The sequence below is a fragment of the Furfurilactobacillus rossiae DSM 15814 genome (genome assembly GCF_000428925.1).
In the GTDB taxonomy this organism is placed as follows: domain Bacteria; phylum Bacillota; class Bacilli; order Lactobacillales; family Lactobacillaceae; genus Furfurilactobacillus; species Furfurilactobacillus rossiae.
The window spans coordinates 255268-282149 of record NZ_AUAW01000001.1 but is presented as its reverse complement, the minus strand read 5'-3'; the positions used below and the strand labels follow the sequence as shown (position 1 = coordinate 282149).

Below are 26882 nucleotides of genomic sequence, written 5' to 3'. Positions count from 1 at the left end.
AGCTTTGCCAAGTATTGAGTTGTTGTGCGCAACGGTTCATGACGCACTTCCTTTCACTTAAACTGTCTTTTTTAACTGGTAACTACGATACAGAATTAAAGATAATCTTGTCAAGTACGTTTGCTAAACAATTTTCTCTAAAAACGATTTAAAATAATCAGAAAAGCTAATTTGACAGGTATTTTTATGGTAAATTGAAAGCCATAAAATGTTTTTATTGAGGGGATAAACATGTTTACACATCAAATTGATGCTCATTTGGCCTTGAAATTATTAAGCACTGAAGATGCCGAGGACTTAATCACCTATATTGCGGAAGATCGCCAGGAACTTAGAAAGTGGATGACGTGGGCAGATAAAATGCAATCTGTTGAGGACGAACAAGACTTTATTCATTATGCCCGTGGTCGTTTTGCTGACAACCTAATGTTGCCATTGACAATCGTCATGGATGGCAAGCCGATTGGCAGTTTAGATTTGCATGAGATTGATAACGTTAACCGGCATGCGTCGATCGGCTATTGGCTAAGTTCTCAGTATCAAGGACAAGGTATTATGACCCGGTCCGTCGAACGTTTACTGACAATTGGGTTTGATGAATTCAATTTACATAAAATCATCTTAACCGCCGATGTGAATAATAAGGCTAGCCAGGCCGTTGCTGAAAGATTAGGTCTTCACCAAGAGGGAACGATGCGTGATCAGGAAATTATCAATGGTCAATTTTGTAGCTTTGTTCAGTATGCAATGTTAGAAGATGAGTGGGCGAATGAAGATTAAATTTAAGGGCATTTAGTGCCTTTTTAACTTCTTTCAGCCAAGTTATCTAGTAACCCCATATCGCATTAACATCACCACCTTTAGTGAATTTTGTGATAAAGAAACATAAATGCTTTAATAGGGCTGTTCAACGCCGTTTTTATTGAGTACAATAGTTTTAGAAAATCTTAATGATTCCAGTTTGCGATAAATGTTTAGGAGTGAGCCCCATGATTGAACCACATCGAAAAACAACTGAACAAAGGGATTCACAGGCACAAAATCAGTTACGTGTGATTACCAATCAGGCCACTGTCATTGCGCAAGACCAAACGACCTATGTAGGTGGACCTCACTACGGTAAGACAAGTTTTGTTAAGGCTGTCTATGACGCTACAGGTCAGGCCGTTGATCCAGCAAAAGTTCAAGTTGATCTCACCAACGTCAACTGGGACCAACCGGCCGATTACCGGATTAATTTGCAGTATACCAATCCTGGAAAAACGGTGTCTGCGACTGCACATTTACATATTTTTGCGTTGGATGGCCGTGACATTACTATTCATGCCGGCGAGCCAATACCTGACAAAACTGCTTTTATAAAACGACTAGTGGATCCAGGTCACATGGCTAACGCGACCCAGAATGTCAAAATTAAATTTGACGATGGTGAGCCTAACATTATGGCAGACAACAGTTACGGGTTAATGCTGACGTATACCGTTAATGGTGTCACAGCTGGTGCGCATCAAGTCCTCCATATTTTAGAAAATATGGTTCACGTCAACACGGCCAACCAGACCACCTATGTGAATGGTCCACGTACTAATCCTGACCGTTTTGTTCAACATCTGTATGATGCGGATGGTAACGCCATTGATATTGAAAAGGCAATTGTGGATATGTCAAAGGTCAACTGGCAGAAGGCTGGCCGGTATCCGGTTACTGTTCGTTACACGGATCATGGCAAAAATGTCTTTGTAACGGCCTACGAAAATGTCTTTTCACTATCTGCTCATAATCAGATTATCGTTGCTGGTGATGGCGACCCAATTCCCGCTCGTTACGTGGCAGATGCGAAGGATCAGTATAATCGTGATCGATCTCGTTGGACGGCCATGAGTTATGACGATCCAACAGCCAATCATAAATTGCCAGGGACGTACAACGTTACGCTCAGCTTTGAAGTTAATGGTTCCACGGCTACGGTGCACCCAACTTTACAGGTTCTGCCCGAAATTTTACGACCACAGGGTAGCGCAGATAATTTAACGATTCACATGCAGAGTCAATCAGCCCGTGAAAATACATCCGCCACCTCACAGGCGGCTGGCGTTCGTCACGGATTACGACACATGACGACTGGTTCACGAGTGGCTAATAATGCAGCCAAGGAAGCTGAAAAGAAAACGCGTGGTTTTTGGGCTCGTTTGTTTGGTCGCAAATAAGTTTCACAGCGCAGTGAGTCATTTGATCGTTTATAAGCTTTAGATAGGCGTTATTTTAAAACAAAAGTTAGCATCGCACCGATTAGTTTAACTAATTGGTGGGGTGCTATTTGTGGTTTCATCAGTTGAAGTGACATTTGTCATATAATGTTGTGACATGTACTTCTATTTTTCGACTTGTGAAGTAACTAAACTAAGCTCATCAAGTAAAAGAGATGGTGAGCAATATGTCGTCAATAATTGAACTAAAGAATGTTTCAAAAAAGTTCAAACAATTATCAGCAATTAGTAACGTTAATTTAAGCGTTGATGAAGGCGAAATCATTGGTTTGGTCGGAGAAAATGGTGCAGGTAAAACAACCTTAATTAACCTAATTTTGGGACTTCAAAAGCCTGACACCGGTCAGATTAAGGTTTTTGGCACGAATCCAGGAACCACCGTTTGCCGTAATCAGATTGGGGCCATGCTTCAGGAAAATGTAAGCATTAAAAATTTACATGTTGATGAAAGTTTTCAGCTTGTTCGAAGCTTTTATACGCATCCATTATCATTGAAAAAATTGTTAACATTAACCGGGTTACGCGAGTTCAGACACCATAACATGAGTGCTTTGTCCGGTGGTCAGCGGCGGCAATTAGCATTTGGTATCGCACTGGCCGGTAATCCACGTGTCATCTTCCTCGATGAGCCAACCGTTGGATTGGACAGTATTGCAAGGACACAATTTTGGCAGAGCATTGAGCAACTCAGGCATCAAGGAAAGACAATTTTCGTGACTAGTCATTATTTGGAAGAAATCGAAGCTGTTGCAGAGCGACTACTAATTCTACAACACGGCAAAATTAAGTTTGACGGTCCATTAGATGCACTGACGTCTTTATATAGTGGGGCAACAGCCACATTTGAATCGGAATTAGCTGTTAATTACTTTAAAACATCCCCGTTGGTTCTTGAGGCTAAAAAACACGGCGATAAAATCACTTTAAAATTGAGCGATGGGGATCTCTGGCTACTTGAAAGCCAACCTTTTCTTGATAGAATCCATCGTTTATCGTTAATGCCTAATTCGTTAAACGAAATTTTTACTGATGTAACACAAACTGGAGGACGCAATCATGAATCAGCTATGCACGCAAACTAAGTACGCAATCAAACGAGAACTGCTTCGTAATCCCAGATTTTTTCTTTTTAATCTCGCAATGCCAGCGTTTTTTTATATTTTGTTTACCAAAATTCTTGTTCAGGGAAGTGCGAGTGAAAAACAACAATTTAACTTAAATTATATGGGTAGCATGATTGCCTACAGTGTTCTCATTAGCATGATTTTTTCAGTTTCGGCTTTTTTAGCGTAAGATCGCCAAGAAAACATGCCAACTTTATTGGCCATTACACCAGCAAAACAACTATATTATTATGTAGGACTGATGCTGACGATGACAGTGATGAACATGCTATCGGCATCTGTAATTCTTACTATCGCGACTATTATTAATGGTGTTCATTTGACACTAAGTTCACTACTTTTAATAGTCGGATTATCCGCGCTAGGTGGGTTACCATTAATGCTGATTGGCGTCCTTGTTGCTAAATCAGGAAGACCATCATCGGTCAATAGTTTATGCAACCTGATTGTCTTTCCAATGGCAATTATCAGCGGTCTGTGGTGGCCTATCGGGCTATTGCCACATTGGATGCAACAAATTGGTAAGCTCATGCCCACATATGCAGTTAATTCTTTGTTGAATGTGGTCACTAAGCAAATGAACTTTAGTTGGTTCTTCATCGTTATTTTAGCAGGCTGGACAGTGGCACTGCTAGCCATCATATGGCTGTTATCGAGGGTCAAAAACGACAGGAGTATTCAAGCATGACCTTTTTACGGCGTTATATTTTGTTTCCATCTAGATTTGGGTTTTACCCTTATTTTTGGTTGATTTTTCTAAGCTATCCAATTGCAATTGGTTTCGCAGAGACCGGCATTCGGCGGGTACTTACGTTATTTTTTCTAGCAATTTTCTTTTTGTGTTATCGAAACAGCTACGAAATCACCAAATTACTGCCATGGTCAATCGCCGGTCAATTAATTGTGTGCGTGTATATGATGTTAGTGGAAAACTACATGGCGCTATTCATTTTCATTGCGTGGGTAGTTGGTTCCTTACCGTTCACGAAACGAGTTCGTTGGCGCTATTTAACGGCTTATTATGGCACTTTCACGGCTTCGGTGATTGCTGCAGTTACGAAACTTGTCGCGGTGACGCCGCATTTTCAACTCACTGATCGGCTTGATTTACTTGTCCTGCTAGCGTTTGCCTATGGTTCACCAATTGCAGCAATGTCAGTGATGAGAACTGCTGACAAATCGCGTGCAATCCAGCAAACTAATGAACGCTTGGAAAACTTCATTCGACAGAATGAGCGGAATCGAATTGCTCAGGATTTACATGATACTTTAGGGCAGTCATTTTCAATGATCACCATTAAGACAGAATTGGCAAGAAAATTACTCAAGGTTGCGCCTGAAAAGGTTGATGAACAGCTTAACGATGTTGAAAATGCCTCACGAGATAACTTGCAACTTGTTCGTTCAATCGTCAACGATTTGCGACAGTTGAACATTGCTGAAGTCATTATTAATCAAAATCGCAATTTGCAAGATGCCAATGTTACACTTTTGACTATTAACGAATCAATTAGTAATACTTGGCCGCGTCAATTACAAATTACTTTAGGTGCTGTTATTCAAGAAGCAATCACAAATATTATTCGTCACGCGCATGCTGATCATTGCTGGCTGACGTTTGGACAGCGAGCAAATTTGTTAACAATTTCAATTCGTGATAACGGAAAAGGCATCCACAAACCACGTGAAAACAGTTCAGGTATAAGCGGTATGATCAAACGAATGGAAACGATTAACGGAACCCTGGATGTTGCTTCTTCATCTGAAGGGACAACCTTGACCATTTCCTGTCCCAAACCTAAGACAAATAAGGAAGAGGAGCTTCAATCATGATTCATCTATATCTGGCAGAAGATCAAGGTATGTTGAATACAGCGTTAACCACCATCTTAAATCTTGAATCTGACATAACAGTGGTCGGTTCAGCGGCGGATGGTCAAACTGCGCTAAATGAAATTCGCCTCAAACACCCTGATATCGCGATTCTTGACATCGAAATGCCTAAACTTAGTGGTTTAGACGTGGCAGATCAGTTAAAGAATGATCAAAGTGCCACTAAATCGCTCATTTTAACAACGTTTGCCCAGCCAGCTTATTTTAAACGAGCATTGGCGGCTGATGTAGCCGGTTATTTGCTTAAAGACAGTCCTAGTGATGACTTAGTGGAAAGTATTCACAAAATTATGGCTGGTCAAATCATTTATGCGCCAGAGTTGGTCCACGGCATGTATACTGCTTCGCAGAATCCTCTGACTAAACGAGAATTGGAAGTTCTTAGTGCTGCTCAAAACGGTGCTTCGACGATGGAAATTGCTAGGATTGTTTCCTTGTCACCTGGAACCGTTCGTAATTATATGTCAGCCGTTCTAAGTAAATTGGGCGCGCATAATCGACTAGACGCTATTAATATCGCCAAGACAAATAAGTGGCTGTGAACAATCAAAAGTCAAAAATGGACAGAAAAAAGCATCCAATTAATTTACTTGATTCAAATAACAGTAAATCAATTGGACGCTTTTAACTTTTGGGTTTATTGATTGCGATTGAAGATTTATTTTTTCAAAGCCGCATTGCTTTGATCGATGAAGGCTTGAACAGCCGCGACGGGGAAGCCGCCAGCAACTAACGCTCGCAGTGGCGTATTAAACAACATCTGTTGGTCAGCAGCACTAGCATCGTCCTGGTTAGTAAATTGTGCTAACTGTTCGCCAAACATCTGCATTAACACAGATTTTGTCGTTTCGTTTGCCAGGAGAACGTTAAGGTACGTATCCATGTTGACAACAAGCGGCTGACTAGCGAAGTGTTTGATGGTTAACTGTTTGGTTAGCGGTAAATCACGCGAAGAGGATCCAACCGCAATTTCGTACAGACCATTGTCAGCCTGCCAAGTCATGTTGTCAGCATCGAACCAACTGAAATCACGAGCATGCAAGGTGAAGGTAACCATTTTAGATTTGCCGGCAGCAACCGCAACTTTATCAAACTGCCTTAGTTCACGAACTGGTTTCTCAACCGGACTGACGAGGTTACTAATGTACAATTGCGGCACTGTAGAACCGTCAACTGAACCAGTATTTTTAACGGTCGCGGTAACCTGCAGATTATCCTCCTGCCAATCACCAATCACTAAATCACTAAATTCAAACGTGGTGTAACTGAGGCCAAAGCCAAATGGAAAGGCAACAGCTTGATGATGCAGATCATAATAGCGATAGCCTACGAAAATGCCTTCGTGGTAGTGCTCGTGCTCGTTACTCTGATCAAATGTGCCATAGCTTGGTGTATCAGCCAGTTTAACTGGAAAGGTTTCCGCTAGTTTTCCACTTGGATTAACGTGACCGGTGAGGATATCAATTGTTGCTTCACCAACGGCTTCACCAGCCAAGTAAGTTTCGACGATCGCATCAACCTGATCTCGCCAGGGCATTTCGACTACTGAGCCATTTGCGAGAACAACACTAACATGAGCAACATGTTGTGCCAACGATTGAATTAAATGCGTTTGATTTTCTGGCAATGATAGGTTCGTTTTATCGAAGCCCTCTGATTCATCATCGTCACGATAGCCTACAAAGACAACAACCTGATCAGCATGTTGTGCCAACTCAATTGCTTGCTTTTCGCGCTCTTCATCAATCGCCGTTTTTGATAACTCGTAGCCGGAGGCAAACTGAACGTCCAAGTCTGCTTGCTTCGCTGCTTCTAGAGCTGACACAACATGGTCTGGCGTGACATGTGAGCTGCCTGAGCCCTGATACCGCGGTTGTTCTGCCATTGCGCCTATAAAGGCAACCGATTTGCCTGACTTTAATGGCAATACATGGTCCTTGTTCTGCAATAACACAATGCCGCCATCAGCAAGCTTTCTTGCAAATTCATGGTGTTCCCCACGATCATACGGAACCTGAGCAGACTTTTTATCTAACAAACTAACGACCATGGCCAACACTCGACCGGCTGAAAGATCTAGTTGTTCATCTGTAATCGTGCCAGCTTTAACAGCATCGACGATTTCACTAGTTGAGGCATCACCTTTACCAGGCATTTCAAGGTCCAAACCAGCTTGAAGGGAAGCAACGTGATCAGCTACAGCCATCCAGTCTGACATGACGACACCGGTAAATCCCCATTCCTGACGTAAAATATCGGTTAACAACCGCTCGTTTTGGACATTGAGGACGCCATTGATTTTGTTATATGACGCCATTACAGCTTCGGGGTGTGCTTGCTTGATGATGCGTTCAAACGGCGCTAAATAAATTTCTCGAAGTGTGCGCTCATCCATATCAGAAGAATTAGTGAAACGGTGGTTTTCACGATTATTGGCCGCAAAATGTTTAACGGTAGCGCCAATACCCTTATCATGCAAACCATTGATATAAGCGGTACCAATTTCACCGGCTACGAGTGGGTCCTCTGAATAATACTCAAAATTACGGCCCCCGAGTGGCGAACGTTTGATGTTTACACCTGGTCCCAAAAGTAAGCTAATGTTTTCAGCTTGAGCTTCTTCACCTAAATGTTGACCTAAATCACGTGCCAACGAGCGATCAAAAGTGCTAGCGACGAGTGCTGCCGAAGGATAGGAAATTGCCTTGACGCTCGCGTTAACACTAAGCGTTTCGCCTTCCTTGGGTATTTGTTTACGCAAACCAGCTGGGCCATCAGTCATCATGATGGCGCTGATGTTAGCCGCGTCTACGGCGGCAGTAAACCACATGTTTTTTCCGCTTACCAGTGCGGCCTTTTGTTCAAGTGTGAGTTGATCAAGCACAGCCAAAACCTTTTTATCCATAATTTGACGCCTCCAAAAATATGTTTAATTAGACAAAGTTTATTACTGAACGTCTGATTGCGGTTTTTTCGGATGATGAACTAACCGACCAACTACAACGATGACGCCGATAATGAGAAACGCGATGCCAGAAATAGTGAGGTTAAAGCTGGGTGTCGTGTTATGAAACAGATTGGCAACCAGACCCCAGAAATAAGGTGCAATGAATGACGCAATGTTAATGCCGATCAGCATCATGGAGGATGCTAGTGTAGCCGAATTAGCCGGTGCAACATCGGCCACCCGGCCAAATAGATAGGGGCCAACAAAAGCAGAAGTAATGCCTAAAAGGGCAGCAATGACAAACGTTAACCACAGCGTTCTGGATAGCGCCAAACCGACAATTAAAATTCCAGTCAGCAATGCGCTACCAGGCAGGACAGACCTTGCAATCCGTTTGTACACTGATCCATACACCAAACCGCCAAGCATTTGACCGCCGCCGACAATGGCTAAAATGAGGCTACCCTGGGCGGCTGTTCCGTATCCACCAGCAATAATTAAGGTTGATGCTTTAAGTGTAACCAACGTGAACAACATCATGATTAGAAACCATAACAATGAGTATCCAATAACGGCTCGGTTAATAGATTGTTTTGGTTGGTCCTCATCGCCTTGTTGATGCCGATCACTTGGTACCACTAACGCAAACAGGGCCAAAATCAGGAACGAAATTCCGTAAACGATAAAGGTAGCATGCCAACCCATTGGCGTTAGCTGAGCAACGACTAGGAAAAACAAGATACTGCCAACCGCCGTTACTGCACCTTGAAATCCAAGTAGGGTTGCACGCTCATCGCCCTCATAATAGATGCTAAAAATACTATAGGCAATAGAATTGAACAGTCCTAAGCCTGCACCAAATCCTAGTCTGGCCGCTAAAATGACCCAGTAGCTATTGGTAAACATTGGTACAATTCCGGCGACTCCGGTAATTAGTAGGCCCAAAAGCACAGTATTTTTCATTCCGATATGATCGCTAATTGTCGAGCTAAAAATGACGAATATTAATACGGTAATACTTGGTGCAGTGATGAGACCCTCAACAGCGGCGTGGCTAACGTGGGGCAGACTGGCTTCCGTCAATGGAATAACGCCAGCAACTGCATTTGCAGCCACTAACACAAGCGAAATCGACAGGATTGCAACCTTAAACAGCCAGCTTTTTGGTGAATGAACCATGATGACCAACTCCTTTAGTATAATGACAACAACGCTAAACACTTCTGTAAGCAGGTACACGAATGGTCTAAAATGGTAACGCTTACATTTGAACTCATTTTATCAACTATTGTCGTAAAAACTGGTAAAATATCTTTGAAAAAAGCACTATTGGAACATTATTTTTTAAATTGGTTTGGTTAGTATTTAAGAATAGCAAACAAACAACGCGACTTAGAAGGAAATAAACATGAATCAAAAACAAACAGCCCAAGTGTTAGCCAATTTTTACGCCTTATCGGACCTTGCCGTCAGTAAAATTACCGGTAAAGGTCGCTGGCTCAGTGCAGGTAACGAGCGTTGGCACGAACTGCGAGATTATCAATTTGAAACGCTTAATCGCATCATTGATAATCGAACCCAACTAATCTATTTTGCTGGCGACCATGGCGAGCAATATCTGTGGTGTCAACGACGCAAGGAGGATGGTATCCTCATCGGCCCGTTTATCAATTCAACAAACGTCGGGCACAAACTAAAAAGGGTGACTGGAGAAGAAATGCACCAGTCACCCTCATTAGCCGAACAATTTGATTATTTTTCTCACACTTATAATGGCCTATTGCCAACGGTTATCAGCCAAGCGCAATTAATCGCTAGCGTGGAACTACTTCTGACTGCATTGTTTGATCAAAAAACGGTCAATACGTTAATTCATCAGCTGACTAGCGGACTTCGTTTGCCACAACCCAAGGTCGACACTACAGTTAAAGATGCATCTTCCTTACAATCGGACCGTGCCTCCTATCAGGCTGAAACTGCCCTCTATAACACGATTAGGGCAGGGCAGGATGATCAGGTCATCGTTGCTTTCCAACGATTCTCCAACAGTGGCAACCCCGGCTTAGTTGTTCCAGGTAATCAGCTACGCAATGAAAAAGACTTAGCCATTGCGGCTACCACGTTAGCAACTAGGTCAGCCATTCAGGGTGGCTTATATGCAGATAGCGCGTACGCCATTAGCGATAAAACGATTCAGATGATTGAGGCCCAGACGAAAACGAAGGATGTTGTTGGGATTTTAATGACCCAAATGATTCGTTTTGCTAAAGAGGTTCGTTCAGCAAAGCAGCACCATTATTCGAAAGACATCAATGCAATCACAGCTGAAATATATGCTCATCGGGATACGGGCATTCGACTGACCACTTTAGCTGCGCAACAGCACAAATCCGCCAAGTATTTAGCAAACCGTTTTCACAATGAAACAGGTCGAACATTTATGAATTATCAAAATCAGTTCAGGCTAACGTTTGCTCAAGAGCAACTGACAACCACTTCGACCAGCATTACTGATATAGCGGCAATGATGAACTTTGAAGATGCCAGTTACTTCACGAAGTGGTTTAAACGATTGTGTGGTCAAACACCTAGACAATATCGTCAGCAACACTAAACTGTGACTTAAATTAAATCGAATAGAGAAAGTTTAACTAGTTGTATTGTACAACTAGTTATGTTAAAACACGTTGCCGTAATCCGAGCGTCATTACTGATTCAACTGCTCAGCAACCACAAAGAAATGGCCTTCTGGATCGGCAAAATTAAATGTTCGCATGCCATTATTAACGATGATATGACCGGTGTTGGGTAATCTTTTGTGAAGTTGCTCAAATTCATCACTGAATAGCATTAATGATGGCGTTGTAAGTGATACTTCAGGCGAATACCGTTTGATGAACGACGTTGTAAATAACGAGATTTCAAGGGCTGAAGTGAATCGTAAGACAATATTTTGACTGTTGTCAGGCATTTCATTTGTTTCAGCAATTTCAGCGTGGAAATACTTGTGCCAGAAATTAGCACAGACAGCAACATTAGTTACATAAAGCATGATGCGATTTTTAACGATCATAATTAAACCTCCGAAAAATTGATTAGATGACGTGACGGTTGTGTCAAAAATTTAGACATATGGACGGCAAAGTGTTCGTGAATCTAAATGAAGTATACGAGACATGAACAGTTACTGTCGAACGATGCGTCTAAAAGACAAGACATTGAGGTTCAAGAGCATGGTTACGTTATTTGAAGAGCTTCTTTTACTACTTTGTATAATATATATTATGTAAACTAGAAAGCAAAAATAAAAGTCAACAGTCTTTTTACCCCATTTTTCTCGAGGTTTACGACAAGGCCTGTCGACTTTTTTGTTATTCTTTATCTAACTTAAAATAAACAATTACATATGACCATTCGCTAATTAACAAACCAACCGCGATGATACTTGTCAGCATAGCTGCCATCAGTATCACAGATATATGAATTGTCGAACCTGCGTTGATAATGCTACCTAATGTTAGCGGAACTGCAACCATAACAATCAACGCAAATAATGTTGTCACACGAGCACTGACATATTGCGCAGTTAACATTAATCGCCATTCGCGCTCATCATTATGAAACATGTCTACTGGTTCACCGTTCTCTTTAACATCAAAAATTTTAACACGATGCTTTAATCCCTTTTGCTGACTTCTTCTGAACATCACTAAGCTAACTAGAAGCACACCCCAGGTTAGGAACATCGTTATCCAAGATATTGCTGTGTCATTATGGGCCCCTTGACTCAATAACGTTAGCATGGGAACAAATGAAATTAAGAGAATTGTTTCCCAGATTGCTGTAACGACCATATTTCTTTTCACATTAACCACAAAAATCCCTCTTTTCTTTGCACTTATTTATTTGCCAAGTCAGTTAATATATTGCTAGCATTTTAAAATTTTTAATTTCTTTGTTCTAATAAAACGTACATAAACAGAGATGCCCATTTCTTAACCAATAAGATCAGAACAATCAAACAAACAATGATAAAGCTGAGCGCGTCAAGTGAAAATAAATTTGGAATCACACTGTCGGCTGCATCTTGAGCAATCTTTGGGAGCATGAAAGCTGTGACCAATGGAACACTAAGAAGTATGAGTGTCACGTTAGTACTGACATAATCGGCTTTCTGCATTACATGCCATTCACGTTCATCTGCTGGTAGCATATTCAGTGGTTGCCCAGTTTCCTTTAGATCAAAGAGTTTCACATGTTGATTTGGCACAAAGTTCGCTTGCGTCATGGATAAAATAGTTAAATTAAATAAAACAAGTAACCAACCAATAAAATTAATAGAACTTCTGGTGTATGTCAGCACAAGTAACTCCAGTAAGATAATGGTCCAAACAGAAGTGTTAATGAGCATGTTACGTTTAGTTTTGGTCATTGCTGATTGTCTCCTTCTTTTTCGAATCAAATATGTAATGCTTTTATTTATTCTGTGAAAGCCAGCTATATAGTGCCAGCATGGTCCATTCCTTGATCAAGAATGCTAACGCAATTAGACAGACCACAATAAATCCGACTTTATCAATGTTTAGTGAGGTCAGCTGACCGGCATTAGAACTTTTAGCGTACTCAGGTATCAGGATTGCAGCAACCAAAGGAAAAATCATTAAGACTATTAAACTCGAGTACTCAAATAGTCTGCCTCAAGTAAATAACTGCCATTCACCTTCATCGTTGGGTAAATTACTCACCGAGTGATTGCTTTTCTGTATTTTAAGCAAACTCCTCATTCGATATACCGGCCGTCCATCTGGCAAAAGAAAATTTCGAGCGAGGATAAAAATGAACAAAGCAAGTATTGCAATGATGCCCCCGCTTGGTTTAAACAGATGATTGTGCCAACTAAAATATATAAACATACATCCCATGACAGTATCCGCAAGTGCGAAGCGTAGCATGTTTTTCTTTATATCAGTCATGTCTGTCACCCCATAAAAATAATTGATCCACTCTTAGCCCAAGTACATCGGCTAACTTAAATGCTAGGTCCAAAGATGGATCATATTTATCGTTTTCAATTGCATTGATGGTTTGCCTTGTTACCCCTGTTTTAGTCGCTAATTCGGCCTGAGAGAGTTTTTGCTGTTTACGTGTTGAATTGATCACATTCTGCACGACCGTCAGCCCCTTCGCTAATTATTCTAATGTCAAACGTCTTTGACACATAAAGTAAAACATCTTTTACATTTTATGTCAAACGTTCTTTACATTTCAGTTCAATAAAAAACACAATCACACTCAAAATTGACTAAGGACGCCCTTTAATTCTGATCAGTGATATCGATGATATTCTTGTGCACGCTTGAGTTGAAACGTAATAATTTCTTTCTCAATGGAGATTTGATGCTTGTTTTTGTCATTAAGCATGCGAAATGTCGTTAACAGCTGATGCGCTTGGTTGATAGCGTCTTGTTGATCATCGGCAAAGTAGAGTGCACCAATGACACGGCTCGTTAATCGCTTCAGCCGGCAATTAAAGTCTGTTGACAAATCGGATAATGCATCAACTTCCTGCCAAACTTCCTTGGCATCGCTAAATCTAGCACCCTTTACATACGTTGGTCGTGTCAGCAAGTCCTGTAAGTAATTAAGCCACAGTGTCTCTCTTAAATTAGCGGCGTATGAACCATTCATGTCTGCATAAAAATGGTAGCAAGTCTCTCCTCGTTCGACTAATGCACGTTTCCGCTTTAATGAACTGACGGTCCAAATCGCTGGACCAGCTAGTTGCAGTTCAAATAAGGACCACCGTGTTAATTTTTCCAAGTGTTCAACGGCAATTAAACTGGGTTCAACCGCCATGTTGAACATGTTCGTTCCGTATGCGCGCACTAATGTATAGATTTCACTGGCCAATAATCGATCAGATCCCAGCCGTGAACTTTGTTTTGCCATATACAATTGCTTTAGTTCATCAAAACGATGCTGTGCATATAAATCGCTTATTGTATTAAGCAAGCAGGCCTCGGACGTGATTTGATGATTACGCCTGAGGTAATCAAATTCGGCTGCGCCAACACTAATCCGATCTAGTAGCCGCCATAAATGAGTTGCATCCACATCGTACTGACCGTGTTCTAAACGACTATAAAAAGAACGTGAAACTATGCCCTGATAGACTTCTTTTTGGGTCAGCCTCCTAGCTTGTCTCAACTGTTTAATCACAATGCCGGCTGGCAAGATTGATTGGTCTTCGTTTTGCATATTCCGTTACCTCTTTTTATAAGCCTTTACATGTGCAGTATACGCCACATTTTCTAAAAATTGCCCATATGTCCGTCTACTAGACTGAGTGACAGACATGGAGGAATTCAAAATGAAAAAGTACATTTTGCAGTTTAAACGACAATTCATCTTTGCAATTGGTTTGTTAACTTTGTCGCAATCGTTGACGGTTTACGCGTCAGTCATCAATGCAAACATTCTAAATGCATTGATTAAACGGCAAGTAATTCTGTTCGTTCAACAGGTAGGAATACTGTTAGTCATCTGGAGTGTTGTCGCGCTTATTCAATATATTTCAGAAGTATTTGAACAGCACCTTATTCAAAACCTCGATATTGTCATTGAAGACATTGCTGGTGCACTTTTAGCTTTAGCTACCCTAGCCTATTTCCATTGGTTGCTGGCTTTAGCAGCTGCTGTGCTGACTGCACTAATCATTTTTATGCCGCGCCTTTTGGATCGCCGACTAAATGTCACGAGTAACAGTTTAACTCGTCAAAATGAGCAATTTGTTAACGCCACACATGATGCGCTTCACGCCTTTGACCTGCTGTATGCTTTTCACTCCTTGCCCTTGCTAATTGTCAAAGTTCGTTCTGCCTCAATAGCACTGAAAAACGCAAACGTTAACCGGGCGGTCGTCCAAACGCAGATTAGTATAATCGGCTTTTTAGGTAATATTCTTTCACAAGTTGTTTTAATTGGTTTAGCAGGTTTATTGGCCGTTCAACATCTTGTCGGCCTTGGCACCATCAACGCGGTCGGCAGTTTGGCGGGCAATGTTTTTAATAGTTTGGGCAACCTGAGCAATACGCTTGGTTTGATTCGTGGCACACGGCCGATTTTTCAAAAATATGTTGATGAGCAGGCCTTCATGACGGCACCGTTTGTCCAATCAAGTAAGGCGCAGAAAAACGTACCAGTCGTTTTTCAATTAAATAAGGTGTCATATCACTATCCATCAAACTCGACGTTGCTATTTGATCATGTCTCTCAAACATTCTATCAGGGTCAAAAAATCTTGTTAACTGGCGCAAGTGGCACTGGCAAATCAACCTTTTTGAAACTAATTGCCGGTTACTTACCGCCAACTGAAGGAACGATTAAGTTATCAGGACATCAAATATCGGCTAGGTCTGCAAACTACGTCCTAACTAAAGTCCTTTACCTAGATCAACGACCATTGCTTATTCAGGGCACGGTTCTAGAAAATTTGCTGTTAAATCAAACATTCACGGATCAACAGCTGATCCATCAACTGTTACTAATGAAATTGGTGACTTCAGAAAAAGATGGGGCTCTTTTTCTTGATTTACAAGTGGGCACTGACGGCAATTGCTTATCTGGCGGTCAACGACAACGGTTGGCATTAGCAAGAGCCTTATTACGTCAACCACAAGTGCTTCTATTAGACGAAGGCACTTCCGCAATCGATCCAGCCACTGCTATTTATATTGAGAAGTTATTATTAAACATGCCCGCTTTGACGCTCATTATGATCAGTCACACGGTTCACGATCAAGTTCTGCCATTATTTAGTCGTGTCATTGATTTTGCAAACCTAACTCGAACTCAGGACACACAGAATAATTAATATTCAGAGCAAATTAAAACGCTTCGACCAAAACGAAGTAATGGCAGAAGCGTTTTAATCAATATTATTCAGGCCTCATCTTTAACTACAAACACGTTAACGGTCGCATGCCGAACAACATAGGCAGTAATTGATCCCATGACCGCCTGACTGATGGCGTTCATCCCCGTAGCCCCAATCATGATTAAATCAATTTTGTGTTCTTCTGGGTAGCTACGAGCAAGTGTAGATTTAATATTGCCTTGCAGTAGCTTTGTTGAAAAGTTTGTAAAACCACTTTCCTTAACTCGCTTGGCAACATCCTCTAAATAATTTTCAGTTGCGAGCCGAACATCCTCGTTAAATACGGTCGCATTAGCGCCACCACCGTAAGCCGCATAGATGTTTGGATCAATGACTCGAACGAGGTGTAAACGGGCCTTGTTTTCTTTCGCCAAAGCAATGGCTGTTGTCAACGCCCGCTCAGCATTTTTGGAACCATCGAGGGGTACCATAATGTCTTTTGGTGGAAATGCCATCTTAATCGCCTCCTTCAAAGGGATTAGGTTTATGAAATCTGACTTATATATACCATAATTTGATTTCATCCACACTTAATCTGCCTTTGAATGTTCAGTGAACATTTATAATCAGTAAATCAGCGATTTTACACAATATCCCGAGCCTATGGTTTGATGTATGCGTACCCAGACTCCTGTAATTTAATGAGATCCAAAACGCCCACGGGAACCACAAGCACACTCTCTGGTAATTGATCAGCGGTAATATTGTGCGTACTCATTGAGTTATGACAGGCGTGAAATTCGACGTCTGTAAAGCGACGGACGACATCCCGACCGTCTTGATCCAAATATTTGGTGATGGCAGCGCCATTGACCAATACAACTACTTGTAGCTGCTCCTTAGGTTCAGATTCGACGTATGTGGTTAAGTTAGCGACATTTTGCATCGTGTGAGCCCAGTGATCAGGCTGATCCACATGAAAGACAACCTTATGGCGCATTTCAACAGCTCCTTTAATTTTTCATTTTTTTATAAAATAGAATTGGCTTGTTAAATCACAGCTAGCGGAATTTTATGTGTTGGCTTTGGAAATGCGGTATTTATCCGTGTCAGTTCTTCATCGCTAAGCACCAGGTCCGCCACAGCAACATTTTCTTTGGCATGGTCAACTGTCCCAGACTCTGGAATTGCCAACACATCAGGCAATTGAATGACCCATGCCAACATAATAGCAAACACCGACACATGGTGGGCCGCAGCAATGCTTTTCAGTGTTTCATTGTTTGCCAAGTTGCCACCCAGTGTATCGCCCTGTGCAATGGGTGAATATGCAAGTGTTGGAATATGATGTTTCTCTTGCCATGGCAACAAGTCAAACAAGGTGCCACGGCTTTGCAAGTTGATAAGCACCTCGTTAACAGCGACCTTGTCACCATCAGGCACGCTTAGCAATTCTTGCATATCATCCACGTCAAAGTTTGATACGCCCCACGCACGAATTTTGCCCGCCTTCTTAGCAGCTTCCATTGCACGAACCGTCTCTGCAAGTGGAATATTGCCCCGCCAATGTAACAGGTATAAATCAAGGTAATCAGTATTCAAGGCTTCCAAAGAACGGTCCAAACTACGGGGTAATTGTCTTACACTCGCGTTTTCCGGCAGAACTTTGGAAACAAGATACAAGTCATTGCGTTGACGTTGGTTTAACACCTCACCAACTAGCCGTTCAGAGCGGCCATTGCCATACATTTCCGCGGTATCAATCACTGTAGCACCGGCATCAAGTCCAGCAGATAGTGCCGCAATTTCGCGCGACCTGGTCGCCTCAGAGTCACCAATATGCCATGTTCCTAACCCGATTGCGGGCAGTACTTGCTGATTGATTGTGACAGTTTTCATCTGTAACACCCTCCCATTATTTCAACCACTTTTACCATACCTGTTTTAAAACTATCTCACCAGTTAAAACGCTTCTCTTCAATAAACACCATGCTATACTTAAAGAAATCGTGGTAAAGGAGCGGTCTACGTGGCAAAGCGGAAACTTGGTTCGTCAATTAAATTAGTCGTTATTGCCATGCTAACCGTGGGCGTTACAAACGTGGTCAGCAGCACTTTGCCTGCATTAACCATGTCGGTGTCGAAGGCTGATTCACGATACCAAACGACGATGACGACTACCAATCAAGCTGGTCAGCATGATCAACGGCATCTTGTGACGGGCAAACATATTGATCACGTTTCCAATGGTACTGGCTTTGTACAAGTCTTTCCTAATCGTCGTCGCCAAACATTTACTGGCGTTGGTGGCGCCTTAACGGACAGTGCTGCCAGTGTCATTCAAAAGAGCCGTCCACAAACACGCCGTCAAATTTTGACGGCCTACTTTGGCGCTCAAGGAGCTCGTTACACGAATTTACGTTTGACGATTGGATCGGCTGATTTTTCGACGTTTGGCTATACGTATGCTAAACAAGCCACGCCAGCGACATTCAGTTTAAAACCTGACGATGTTCACGTCTCACCGGTCTTACAGCAGATTCTCAAGCAGGCGCCCAACGTCCAAATTATGGCAGCACCATGGGCGCCACCAAAATGGATGAAAGTTAGTCACCGACGTGATGGTCAAAACTTTCTCGTCAACAACGCATTAAAGCGTTCTGCTATGCCCGCTTATGCCGACTACTTAGTGAAGTACGTTGACGCACAGCAACGCCGTGGTGTTGCGATTAAGACGTTGTCTCTGCAAAATGAATTACAAGCTAGCTCGCCATGGGAAGCAATGACGTGGACACCGGATGCAGCAGCGACCTTTATTACCCACTACTTAGGTCCTAAATTAAAAGCACGGCATCCACAAACAAAAATTATGGTTTGGGACTACGTTAAAAGTGATGCTACTCAGCCAATCATGATGGGCTTTAATCAATGGACCCAGAAGTTTTACGCGCATCGAGGTGTGCACCAATACGTCGATAGCGTGGGTGTGCACTGGTACGCCGCCAGTTTAAATGCTCAGATGAGCTTGGGCAACCTTAGTGGTCAACCAGCTTGGGATGATAATTTTAACAACCTCGACCGGTTTCATCGTCAGCAGCCACTACAACAGATTATTGCCACGGAAGCCGCACAAGAAAAAGGCGTTTGGCTAAATCAGTGGACGCCAGCAGCTCGTTACGGATATGACATCATCAACGATTTTGAGCACCATGTTCAAGGGTATCTCGATTGGAACTTGGTCCTCAATGGTCAAGGTGGTCCGACCCACGCAGCCGTTAATCCTTGCGGCGCCCCGATCAATGTCTTACACGCTGGCACGTCGAAAGAACAATTGGTGATCAATCCCGCCTATTACGTTCTCAAAAGAGTCAGTCGTGATGTCCAACCTGGCGCCGTGAGTGTTGCTTCAACGACAAATCGCCAATTGGACCACACAGCCATTTTGCAACACGATGGCTCAACGCGACTTCTGCTTGAAAATCGGTCCTCCCAAGTACGAACAGTCCAGGCTGTTATCGGGCATCGTGCTTACAAAGTACGATTAACGCCGCATTCTTTCAACAGTCTGCGGTTACCTAAACAAACGGCAAAAAATTTGAAAACACCACCGATAACACATACGCCAACATCACTGAAGCGCTTGTCGCGGTTCGATAATCACTGGTTAACGCCAATTTATCGTTTCTTAGGCTTACAAGACTAGCAATTTAAAGATAAAGCACCCCATAATTTCGACTCATAGTCGTCATTATGGGGTGCTATTTGGTGTGTTTTAGCTATCCCACACCTGATCTTGAATCATGCCGCAAGCTTTCATAAACATATAAGTTACGGTAGGTCCAACAAACGTAAAGCCGTGTTTCTTCATGTCTTTAGCCACCTTACCAGCAAACGGTGTGCTCGTTTCCACTTCGTCGCGTGTTTCGTAGTTTTTAGTGTGGGGTACCTCGTCCACGAAATTCCACATGTAGTTGGCGAAACTGCCATATTCGTTTTGGACACCGATTATCGCCCGAGCATTTTTGATAACTGCCCGGATTTTTCTGGGATTGCGAATCATGTTTGGATCATTTAATACATTGTCAATATTTTCTAAGTCCATGGCCGCAACTTTAGCAATGTCCATTTGGTAAAAATTACGCCGGTAAGCTGGCAACTTGCTAGCAGCTGCTTGCCAACTCAACCCCACCTGAAAAACGCCAACAGTTAATAATTCAAACATTCGTTGATCGTCATGTGTTTCTTTCCCAAAATCACGATCATATTCGATTACCCCAGCTGATTTAGCCATTCGCCGACTCCTTAATTGCCTGCGCCGCTAGTGATCGATGAGGCAACTTAACGCAAGCTGATTTATTTGTGATTCTGATTATCGTAGGTTGTGGAACGTTTTAGGAACGCTTCATCGTTAGGATCTGACCCAACCCGACCGTTGCGGTCCAATGCTGCAATTGCGCGCATTTCTTCAGGCGTTAACGAAAAGTCAAAAACGTCCGCGTTTTCCTCAATTCGTTGTTGATGAACAGACTTGGGGATGACTACCTCACCGCGTTGAACGTGCCAACGAAGGACAATTTGTGCTGCACTCTTATGATGCCTGGCAGCCAAGTCAACGATTACTGGATCACTGAGCACGTCACTCTTGCCACCACCCAACGGACTCCATGCCTCGTGCACAATATGATTGATCTCACAATACTCGTGAACTTCATTTTGTTGCAGGTATGGATGTGTTTCAACTTGGTCAATCATCGGCGCAACTGTTGCTGAAACCATCAAATGTTCAATGTGTCGTGGTTCAAAGTTGGAAACACCAATTGCCCGAATTTTACCGGCATGGTACAAGTCTTCCATGGCCCGCCAATTTTCTTCATAGCCAGCAGCCGGCCAGTGAATCAGATACAAATCCAAATAGTCAAAACCTAATAGGCTTAGTGACCGGTTAAATTGATCAATTGTTTCCTGATAGCCGCGGATATTATTCCAAACTTTGGATGTGACAAATAAGTCTTGTCGTGGCACACCAGTTTGACGAACACCATCGCCGACAGCGGCCTCGTTTCCGTAAAAACTAGCCGTATCAATATGACGGTATCCCGCTTTCACTGCGTCAACAACACTGTCAACGACGACTTGCGGATCATTGACACGAAAGACGCCTAATCCAATTTGAGGGATTTCGACGCCATTACTCAATGTGATGTTAGGAATGTTTGAACTCATGTTTGTCATCCTTTCTCAAATAAACGTACTCGTCCATTATCTCGTGAATGCCGCCGTGTTTCAAATCCATTTGTTTAAGAAAAAGAATACGCAGTTTTAGTCGTTATCAGCACACGATAAATAATTGACGTAAAATTAAAGATAGTATGTAAATCTGATGAAATGCAATCAACTATGAAAGTTGGTGGTTCTTATGCAAAATGCTACGGTAATTAGCAACCACACATTTATCATGAAAGTCAGAACTGCGATTCTGCTTGCCTTTATTGGTGGGATGATCGATGCCGATTCTTTTTGGTTTCACGGCGGTGTTTTTGCGAGTCTGCAGTCTGGTAACCTGGTTCTTCTTGGTATTAACATTGCTCGCGGACATTGGGTTGGCGTTTGGCAACGGTTGATTCCATTGATGATTTTCTTTTTGGCCGTTGGTGTTACCCGGATCATTCAGCAAACTATTTCTATTCGGTCGCTTCGCCAATGGATACGGATAACAATTGCTGTCGAATCGCTGTTAATTATCCTATCGGCCACGCTTAACTTCCTACCTAATATCGTCATTACATCGGGACTCTCGGCCGTATCCGGGATTCAACTACAATCCTTTCGTAATATCGACGGCGTGACGTTTAATTCGACGATGATGACAGGCAACATTCGTGCTTGTACGGCCTTCTTGTTTGGTGGTCTCTGGCAACGCAATTGGGTAATGGTTAATCAAGGGCTAAAATTGCTCGGCATTTTCTCCGGCTTTTGTATTGGCGCTGTGACGCTTGTTTTTCTAAGTGATCAATTCGGGCAGTTATCGTTGTTGCTAGCGGTAATCGTTCTGATCATTATTTTGGTGGATCTATTATCCACACATCTCACTGATTAAAATGAACAGCAACAAAAAACTTAAACTAGATCCATTTGAAACTAAGACATTGATATGAATACACACAAAAGCATACAGATCACCAGTTAGCTTTATTGGCGCGATCTTCGGTTAGTGATTGCAGCATTTTGATAGTCTTGTTTTCCACTATTTTTTAAAATTCACCGTCTACATGTTCTGCTTGAACATGTTGTAGTCGCTTAATATCAGTAAAATATTTGCGTAGAAGTAATAAAGGGCCGCAAAAAAACAGAGTAAGCCTAAGATAAGATGGAACCAAATTCGGCTGTTTTCAAAAAACAGAAAACTTATTTTGAAAAATTGGCAAGTGGAAAAGAAAAGTGCACCCGCAGATAAAAGCAAATAAAAGATTTTAAAAATTTGAGCAATTTGATCGGTTGTTACGATTTCATAATTTTCCTTACTAATTTTGGGAATAACACGAAGAAAAGCAAATGCAATTAGTTCGCTAAACAACCCCATGACTGTATACCCTATAACATACAGCCTAGTATTTAGGAAAAGTACACCAATAACCAAGAAAATTAAGAACAGTAAAATCCCACGAATGTTTTTTTTCATAATATCCCCTAATTTTTCAAGACTTGAATAATATTTTGTCAAATCCCCATCAACTCTTTTAACCTTGCTTTTTAAATACGTCCACCCATCATTTAGTTGCAAAATTATTGAATGACATTTCTGATTGTGTAAATCATTAGCCGCAAATTAATTTTTGTGCTTACATAAGTCAAAGCCAGGTATGCGAAAATTCCAGTTATCCGAATCACACCCTTATTAAATTGAACAAACTGAATCATCAAAACAACCTGAAGACATAAGATCATAAAAAGAAGCCCTATTACGACAATTATGAACAACAACTTCAATACTTTTTCAACTTCTCTCGTTGTAATTGCTGAGATGCCTTTTTGAGTAAAAAGTAAAATCCAGTTACAAAGAAAAATTGCAACACCTTCAAAAATAGCAATATTAAGTGTTGGTAAAAGTGCATCAACCTTCTCTCCACTTGTGCTGAATCCTAATGCAACTAACACAAATATAACAAATACGAATTTTATTATTTCATTCTTTTTCATCTGTTAACACTACCAATCAAAATTCACAGTGGGATAAGTTATTTTCAAATCTGCTCACCTTACGTACACCTTAGAGTCTAAAAGACACACTAATCATTGAAAAGTTTAAAGCAATAAAATTTCTCGTACGCTTTGTCAAAGTCCTCCTGACTTTGTTCAATCAGATAATTATTACTATTAACAGTACGAGACTATTCTTTTTTCTCCGACTTTATTTCTTTCGTAAAGGACTAGTCATTTACCCATTCTTTTTCTATAAAGGTTTTCATCATTAAAAATAGATCCACTACATATATGCTAAATAAAATCATGTACCCGATTCCGATAGTAATACCTAATCCACCTATATAATTTTGAAAAAATAACCATCCTAGGCTAAAAAATTCATCTGTAGAACTAAGTGCCAATCCGCATGAAACTATAAAAGAACCAGCTTTAAATATTTTTTTACACTACTAGAGTCAGTGATCGAGTATTTTTGTTGGCTAATGTTCGATAATACTCTTAAGAAAAACAAACTTCCCAGTTCAAAAGTAACTCCAGAAATCACCATCATCACTAATGAAAATCTATTATCGCCATTGAAAAAAATAATCCTATGATTGTGAAAACTGATAAGGCCGTTAACATAATTAAATATTTATTTTTAATTTTCATATTTTCTCTCAGTTCTCCCTCAAAATTGGATATGAAACTTTGAGTTTCACACCCAAAATAGCTCCAAATTTAACATTAGACGTTGCCTGATATATCCCCATATGTGGAACAAGCTGTTTAATCTTTGTGTTCTTTTGATTCACACCCGCCATAGCTGTCTCTCCTGCTTGAAGGGTCCCTTTAATTCCAAATAGAGGAACATGATTGTATTTCAAAAATCCAAATCCCACATGTCCCTGAATTGTGTAACCGTCAACTTCTGCCTGTGCGCCATACTCTTGTGATTTTGTTGATGAATAAAAATTCCCCTTCAGATGAACACCTCCAGCTTCTGCCTGTACACCAGACTCAGCATCGACAATTTTATTTTTGGTCTTTTTATTGATTTCTGCCTCCGCCGCATCAATATCTACACTGGAGCTAAGACCCATAAACTTCTTATTTTGTCCGACCCTTTCCTCCATTTTTGGATAAAGCACTTTACTACTAGCTTTAGTTTGATTATCTACGAAATCTGAGTACACAGCGCCAGAAAAAGCACCACCCGAAATCGGTGAATAAGTCTTTCTTAATTAGTTACTGATCAATGTACAAACCAATTAAGAAAGACAATGAGTTCGAAAAAAATATAAGATTAGCGACTGATTATCCCCCACCAGTGCGTCAATAGTTGCATACACGGAAAACACTGTAATGCTCCCCAAAATAATGTGCAGTTCAGGAAAAAATAAGTAAAAACCAAAGAATAAACGCTGCCTTTCAAGAAAAGAAAGTTATTTTCTTCGAGTATTGGTAAAGACAGTTTGAATAACTTGAACATTACGATGAATACACTGACACCTAAATTATAACTTTTGTCATAAGCCTTTGCTTTTGCACTCTTTTGCTGAGATTAATTTACTTGACGTATGTCTCTTTTAATTAGTGCTCCTCCATTATATTTACTGTACTAGTTAAGCATTGCCTGGCCATATTTTTTGATGTCAAATAACATTTCTCGTTTTCCTCATTTATCCTGGTCAGTTAACATTGCTCAGTAGGTATTATCTATTTATTTTCATACTTGATTTTTTTGTTATTGTAAGCATTATTAAAAAGTAATACACATATCAGAAAGCAATGCTTTCAAGATTTTCTAATTATGTTTAAAATAATATAAAAAAGCAAGAACTTTTTTTATTGAACAATTTGTTTTTATAATGATGCACTGTTTTCCAGTCTCTCTTAGAACAAATCTTAATGTCCATGATTCTTATAACTTTAACCGATTAAATTTCAAAAAAGACCATTTTCAAGAAGTCAACAGTCAAATATGACGTTAATTTTCTCGAAAATGGTCCTTATTTAAACCTAATTAGTCTTTATAAGCATGTGTGTAGTCAATTACCCAAGCCAGTGCAAGAGCTTTCTCACCCAAATGAGCACCGATAACCGGCCCAAAATAACTTAGCTCAAACGGCATTTCAGGAAATTGCTTGGCTAGCTTGTCCCGCCATGTTTGTGCGGCAACTGGATCGTTGCCATGGATGACGATGCCTCGTAGCGGATAGTCAACCTTTTGCTGTGCTTCAGTAAACAATGTCTCCACTCTCGCCAGCGCCTTTTTAGTGGAACGCACTTTTTCGAAAGCGACAATTTCATGCGTGTCATCATCAAATGTCAGTAATGGTTTGATTTTTAACACAGACCCAATGAAAGCTGAGGCGTTGGACAACCGGCCGCCACGCACCAAGTTCTGCAAATCGTCAACTACAAAGTATTCACCCATCGTGGCGCGCATTTCTTCCAGCCGAGCAATAATTTCATCAGCATCGGCACCATTTTTAACCATGTGTGCAGCTTCCAGAACCAAGTATCCCATCAACCTAACCGTAATTTGCGAGTCAAACGGAATTACTTTGATTCGATCACTAACTTCGCCAGCTACACCCTGCAATGAATTGACAAAGCCGGAAATGGTAGATGCTAAGTGAATGCTAATTACGGTATCGTAACCCTCATCAGCCAAATGGTTATATAATTCAATCATCTCACCTAATGGTGGTTGCGACGTACTGGGAAACGATTTTGATTCACGCAGTAACTGGTAGAATCCTTCCGTACTAATGTCGACACCTTCGTCAAAGGTCTTGCCGTCCACAACAAACGGAATCGGAACCACGTGAATATTATTTTCATCAACCTCAGTTTGCGACAGGTAACAGGTACTGTCTGTAACCACGGCAATCTTCATAAGCTCTCGTTAGCCTTCTTTTTTCCAAAATGTATTTTTCAATTTTAACACACATCAAAAAAAGCGACTACCACTCATCGACAAAATGATGGCATCGCCCCGATTGAACATAAGTAATAATGTGGTAATAGCAAAAGTCTCTTATTAAACAGCAAATAAACGCTAGTTAACGCCGTTTTTATTTGTCCTGGATAAGCTCGTTTCTAACCGATTCAACAAAATTTGCAACAAGTTTTTCTCTTCGTCTGTCCACTTGTCAAATACCGTGGCGGTCAGTTGTTCGTACCCTTGGTTGATATCAGTCAACGCCTGTTGGCCCTGTTCCGTGACGTGATAAATGAGTTGTCGGTGGTCACGGCCAGTTGCTTCTTTGTCGATCATGGCCTTATTGCCAAGACTCTTGAGCTGACGACTCAATGTAGATGTGTCAAGCGTAGTGGCAGCGGACAACTGTTCTTGCGTTGTGTGACCGTCTGCCAAATTCATCAACAATTGCCATTCTGCGATGGTTAACTGATATTGTTTAGTTAATGCTAATAATTGTGCTCGATGAATTTTCTCACTATCTCGTAAGGCTTCTAAACTCTGTTTCATATGTATGTACCTGCATTCGTTAATATTTTCTTAACCTGTATTGTATTGTACAATATCAAACTTGTGCTTTACAAGCACCATTATTCAATTCTTT

Annotated in this window: 27 protein-coding genes; 10 read left to right on the top strand and 17 right to left on the bottom strand. The window is 41.3% G+C overall.

Annotation, left to right across the window (positions count from 1 at the left end; translation table 11 throughout):
• Positions 1-231: 231 nt before the first annotated feature.
• The 6 genes from G400_RS0101455 to G400_RS0101430 all read left to right on the top strand — a co-directional run bounded on the left by G400_RS0101455 (position 232) and on the right by G400_RS0101430 (position 5826).
• Positions 232-780, top strand: a complete 549-nt coding sequence (locus G400_RS0101455) for a GNAT family N-acetyltransferase (protein ID WP_017261871.1) — start codon at positions 232-234, stop codon at positions 778-780.
• Positions 781-989: 209 nt separating this feature from the next.
• Complete coding sequence (locus G400_RS0101450) at positions 990-2207, top strand: bacterial Ig-like domain-containing protein (RefSeq protein ID WP_017261870.1); 1218 nt, start codon at positions 990-992, stop codon at positions 2205-2207.
• Between the two features lie 227 nt (positions 2208-2434).
• A complete protein-coding gene (locus G400_RS14225) occupies positions 2435-3349 on the top strand; it encodes an ABC transporter ATP-binding protein (protein WP_017261869.1) in 915 nt (304 codons plus the stop codon).
• Between the two features lie 226 nt (positions 3350-3575).
• Positions 3576-4079, top strand: a complete 504-nt coding sequence (locus G400_RS14220) for an ABC transporter permease (protein ID WP_017261867.1) — start codon at positions 3576-3578, stop codon at positions 4077-4079.
• Positions 4076-5224 carry a sensor histidine kinase gene (locus G400_RS15600; protein ID WP_017261866.1) on the top strand — a complete coding sequence of 383 codons (1149 nt, stop codon included), beginning with the start codon at positions 4076-4078 and terminating at the stop codon, positions 5222-5224. The genes G400_RS14220 and G400_RS15600 overlap by 4 nt, the downstream gene beginning before the upstream one ends.
• Positions 5221-5826: a response regulator transcription factor gene (locus G400_RS0101430; protein ID WP_017261865.1), complete on the top strand. Its 606-nt coding sequence runs from the start codon at positions 5221-5223 to the stop codon at positions 5824-5826. The genes G400_RS15600 and G400_RS0101430 overlap by 4 nt, the downstream gene beginning before the upstream one ends.
• A 116-nt stretch (positions 5827-5942) precedes the next feature.
• Here the strand turns inward: G400_RS0101430 and G400_RS0101425 are convergent, their stop codons facing one another.
• Entirely contained in the window at positions 5943-8189 is a 2247-nt protein-coding gene (locus G400_RS0101425; RefSeq protein ID WP_017261864.1) for a beta-glucosidase, read from the bottom strand.
• A gap of 42 nt (positions 8190-8231) precedes the next feature.
• Entirely contained in the window at positions 8232-9410 is a 1179-nt protein-coding gene (locus G400_RS14210) for an MFS transporter (protein WP_017261863.1), read from the bottom strand.
• A 229-nt stretch (positions 9411-9639) separates the two neighbouring features.
• On the opposite strand from G400_RS14210, the gene G400_RS15595 reads away from it, so the two are divergent.
• Positions 9640-10845 (top strand): helix-turn-helix domain-containing protein, encoded by a 1206-nt coding sequence (locus G400_RS15595; RefSeq protein ID WP_017261862.1) that lies wholly within the window; start codon positions 9640-9642, stop codon positions 10843-10845.
• Positions 10846-10938: 93 nt separating this feature from the next.
• On the opposite strand, the gene G400_RS0101410 is transcribed toward G400_RS15595, so the two are convergent.
• The 5 genes from G400_RS0101410 to G400_RS15590 form a co-directional block, all read right to left on the bottom strand.
• Positions 10939-11304, bottom strand: a complete 366-nt coding sequence (locus tag G400_RS0101410) for a VOC family protein (protein ID WP_017261861.1) — start codon at positions 11302-11304, stop codon at positions 10939-10941.
• A gap of 298 nt (positions 11305-11602) precedes the next feature.
• Positions 11603-12106, bottom strand: a complete 504-nt coding sequence (locus tag G400_RS0101405) for a hypothetical protein (protein ID WP_017261860.1) — start codon at positions 12104-12106, stop codon at positions 11603-11605.
• 71 nt (positions 12107-12177) lie between these two features.
• Positions 12178-12663 (bottom strand): hypothetical protein, encoded by a 486-nt coding sequence (locus tag G400_RS0101400; RefSeq protein ID WP_017261859.1) that lies wholly within the window; start codon positions 12661-12663, stop codon positions 12178-12180.
• 533 nt (positions 12664-13196) lie between these two features.
• The gene (locus G400_RS0101385) at positions 13197-13400 is read right to left on the bottom strand and encodes a helix-turn-helix transcriptional regulator (protein ID WP_017261856.1); all 204 of its coding nucleotides are present in this window, start codon (positions 13398-13400) and stop codon (positions 13197-13199) included.
• 156 nt (positions 13401-13556) lie between these two features.
• Complete coding sequence (locus tag G400_RS15590; RefSeq protein ID WP_017261855.1) at positions 13557-14489, bottom strand: helix-turn-helix domain-containing protein; 933 nt, start codon at positions 14487-14489, stop codon at positions 13557-13559.
• A gap of 112 nt (positions 14490-14601) precedes the next feature.
• Here G400_RS15590 and G400_RS0101375 point away from each other — a divergent pair, with 112 nt between their 5' ends.
• Positions 14602-16104 (top strand): ATP-binding cassette domain-containing protein, encoded by a 1503-nt coding sequence (locus G400_RS0101375; protein WP_017261854.1) that lies wholly within the window; start codon positions 14602-14604, stop codon positions 16102-16104.
• A 68-nt stretch (positions 16105-16172) separates the two neighbouring features.
• On the opposite strand, the gene G400_RS0101370 is transcribed toward G400_RS0101375, so the two are convergent.
• The 3 genes from G400_RS0101370 to G400_RS0101360 form a co-directional block, all read right to left on the bottom strand.
• Complete coding sequence (locus tag G400_RS0101370; RefSeq protein ID WP_017261853.1) at positions 16173-16622, bottom strand: universal stress protein; 450 nt, start codon at positions 16620-16622, stop codon at positions 16173-16175.
• 146 nt (positions 16623-16768) lie between these two features.
• Positions 16769-17107 carry a DsrE family protein gene (locus G400_RS0101365; protein WP_017261852.1) on the bottom strand — a complete coding sequence of 113 codons (339 nt, stop codon included), beginning with the start codon at positions 17105-17107 and terminating at the stop codon, positions 16769-16771.
• Between the two features lie 50 nt (positions 17108-17157).
• Entirely contained in the window at positions 17158-18006 is an 849-nt protein-coding gene (locus G400_RS0101360; protein WP_017261851.1) for an aldo/keto reductase, read from the bottom strand.
• Between the two features lie 130 nt (positions 18007-18136).
• Between G400_RS0101360 and G400_RS0101355 the strand changes: the two genes are divergently transcribed.
• Positions 18137-19810: a glycoside hydrolase family 30 protein gene (locus G400_RS0101355; RefSeq protein WP_017261850.1), complete on the top strand. Its 1674-nt coding sequence runs from the start codon at positions 18137-18139 to the stop codon at positions 19808-19810.
• Between the two features lie 69 nt (positions 19811-19879).
• Here G400_RS0101355 and G400_RS0101350 read toward each other — a convergent pair whose 3' ends face one another.
• Complete coding sequence (locus G400_RS0101350; protein ID WP_017261849.1) at positions 19880-20398, bottom strand: DNA-3-methyladenine glycosylase I; 519 nt, start codon at positions 20396-20398, stop codon at positions 19880-19882.
• Between the two features lie 62 nt (positions 20399-20460).
• Positions 20461-21330, bottom strand: coding sequence for an aldo/keto reductase (locus G400_RS0101345; RefSeq protein WP_017261848.1), 870 nt, complete (start codon positions 21328-21330; stop codon positions 20461-20463).
• A gap of 193 nt (positions 21331-21523) precedes the next feature.
• On the opposite strand from G400_RS0101345, the gene G400_RS0101340 reads away from it, so the two are divergent.
• A complete protein-coding gene (locus G400_RS0101340) occupies positions 21524-22204 on the top strand; it encodes a YoaK family protein (protein ID WP_017261847.1) in 681 nt (226 codons plus the stop codon).
• Between the two features lie 168 nt (positions 22205-22372).
• Here G400_RS0101340 and G400_RS0101335 read toward each other — a convergent pair whose 3' ends face one another.
• From G400_RS0101335 to G400_RS0101315, 5 genes are all read right to left on the bottom strand, one after another.
• The gene (locus tag G400_RS0101335; protein ID WP_152323441.1) at positions 22373-22828 is read right to left on the bottom strand and encodes a hypothetical protein; all 456 of its coding nucleotides are present in this window, start codon (positions 22826-22828) and stop codon (positions 22373-22375) included.
• Positions 22829-22890: 62 nt separating this feature from the next.
• Complete coding sequence (locus G400_RS0101330) at positions 22891-23304, bottom strand: hypothetical protein (protein ID WP_017261845.1); 414 nt, start codon at positions 23302-23304, stop codon at positions 22891-22893.
• A gap of 665 nt (positions 23305-23969) precedes the next feature.
• Positions 23970-24485: a hypothetical protein gene (locus G400_RS0101325; protein WP_017261844.1), complete on the bottom strand. Its 516-nt coding sequence runs from the start codon at positions 24483-24485 to the stop codon at positions 23970-23972.
• Positions 24486-25315: 830 nt separating this feature from the next.
• Positions 25316-26194 carry a DegV family protein gene (locus tag G400_RS0101320; protein ID WP_017261843.1) on the bottom strand — a complete coding sequence of 293 codons (879 nt, stop codon included), beginning with the start codon at positions 26192-26194 and terminating at the stop codon, positions 25316-25318.
• A gap of 162 nt (positions 26195-26356) precedes the next feature.
• Positions 26357-26788, bottom strand: coding sequence for a MarR family winged helix-turn-helix transcriptional regulator (locus G400_RS0101315; RefSeq protein ID WP_017261842.1), 432 nt, complete (start codon positions 26786-26788; stop codon positions 26357-26359).
• Positions 26789-26882 lie beyond the last annotated feature (94 nt).

Excerpts from the sequence above, each read along its gene's own strand:
- G400_RS0101320 (WP_017261843.1), bottom strand. The coding sequence starts at position 26,194 with ATGAAGATTGCCGTGGTTACAGACAGTACCTGTTACCTGTCGCAAACT.
- G400_RS0101450 (WP_017261870.1), top strand. The coding sequence starts at position 990 with ATGATTGAACCACATCGAAAAACAACTGAACAAAGGGATTCACAGGCA.
- G400_RS0101410 (WP_017261861.1), bottom strand. The coding sequence starts at position 11,304 with ATGATCGTTAAAAATCGCATCATGCTTTATGTAACTAATGTTGCTGTC.
- G400_RS15595 (WP_017261862.1), top strand. The coding sequence starts at position 9,640 with ATGAATCAAAAACAAACAGCCCAAGTGTTAGCCAATTTTTACGCCTTA.
- G400_RS15600 (WP_017261866.1), top strand. The coding sequence starts at position 4,076 with ATGACCTTTTTACGGCGTTATATTTTGTTTCCATCTAGATTTGGGTTT.
- G400_RS0101375 (WP_017261854.1), top strand. The coding sequence starts at position 14,602 with ATGAAAAAGTACATTTTGCAGTTTAAACGACAATTCATCTTTGCAATT.
- G400_RS0101350 (WP_017261849.1), bottom strand. The coding sequence starts at position 20,398 with ATGGCTAAATCAGCTGGGGTAATCGAATATGATCGTGATTTTGGGAAA.
- G400_RS0101430 (WP_017261865.1), top strand. The coding sequence starts at position 5,221 with ATGATTCATCTATATCTGGCAGAAGATCAAGGTATGTTGAATACAGCG.
- G400_RS0101370 (WP_017261853.1), bottom strand. The coding sequence starts at position 16,622 with ATGGCATTTCCACCAAAAGACATTATGGTACCCCTCGATGGTTCCAAA.
- G400_RS0101315 (WP_017261842.1), bottom strand. The coding sequence starts at position 26,788 with ATGAAACAGAGTTTAGAAGCCTTACGAGATAGTGAGAAAATTCATCGA.
- G400_RS0101340 (WP_017261847.1), top strand. The coding sequence starts at position 21,524 with ATGCAAAATGCTACGGTAATTAGCAACCACACATTTATCATGAAAGTC.
- G400_RS0101330 (WP_017261845.1), bottom strand. The coding sequence starts at position 23,304 with ATGAAAAAGAATGAAATAATAAAATTCGTATTTGTTATATTTGTGTTA.
- G400_RS0101365 (WP_017261852.1), bottom strand. The coding sequence starts at position 17,107 with ATGCGCCATAAGGTTGTCTTTCATGTGGATCAGCCTGATCACTGGGCT.
- G400_RS0101400 (WP_017261859.1), bottom strand. The coding sequence starts at position 12,663 with ATGACCAAAACTAAACGTAACATGCTCATTAACACTTCTGTTTGGACC.
- G400_RS15590 (WP_017261855.1), bottom strand. The coding sequence starts at position 14,489 with ATGCAAAACGAAGACCAATCAATCTTGCCAGCCGGCATTGTGATTAAA.
- G400_RS0101360 (WP_017261851.1), bottom strand. The coding sequence starts at position 18,006 with ATGAAAACTGTCACAATCAATCAGCAAGTACTGCCCGCAATCGGGTTA.
- G400_RS14225 (WP_017261869.1), top strand. The coding sequence starts at position 2,435 with ATGTCGTCAATAATTGAACTAAAGAATGTTTCAAAAAAGTTCAAACAA.
- G400_RS0101425 (WP_017261864.1), bottom strand. The coding sequence starts at position 8,189 with ATGGATAAAAAGGTTTTGGCTGTGCTTGATCAACTCACACTTGAACAA.
- G400_RS14220 (WP_017261867.1), top strand. The coding sequence starts at position 3,576 with ATGCCAACTTTATTGGCCATTACACCAGCAAAACAACTATATTATTAT.
- G400_RS0101345 (WP_017261848.1), bottom strand. The coding sequence starts at position 21,330 with ATGAGTTCAAACATTCCTAACATCACATTGAGTAATGGCGTCGAAATC.
- G400_RS0101455 (WP_017261871.1), top strand. The coding sequence starts at position 232 with ATGTTTACACATCAAATTGATGCTCATTTGGCCTTGAAATTATTAAGC.
- G400_RS14210 (WP_017261863.1), bottom strand. The coding sequence starts at position 9,410 with ATGGTTCATTCACCAAAAAGCTGGCTGTTTAAGGTTGCAATCCTGTCG.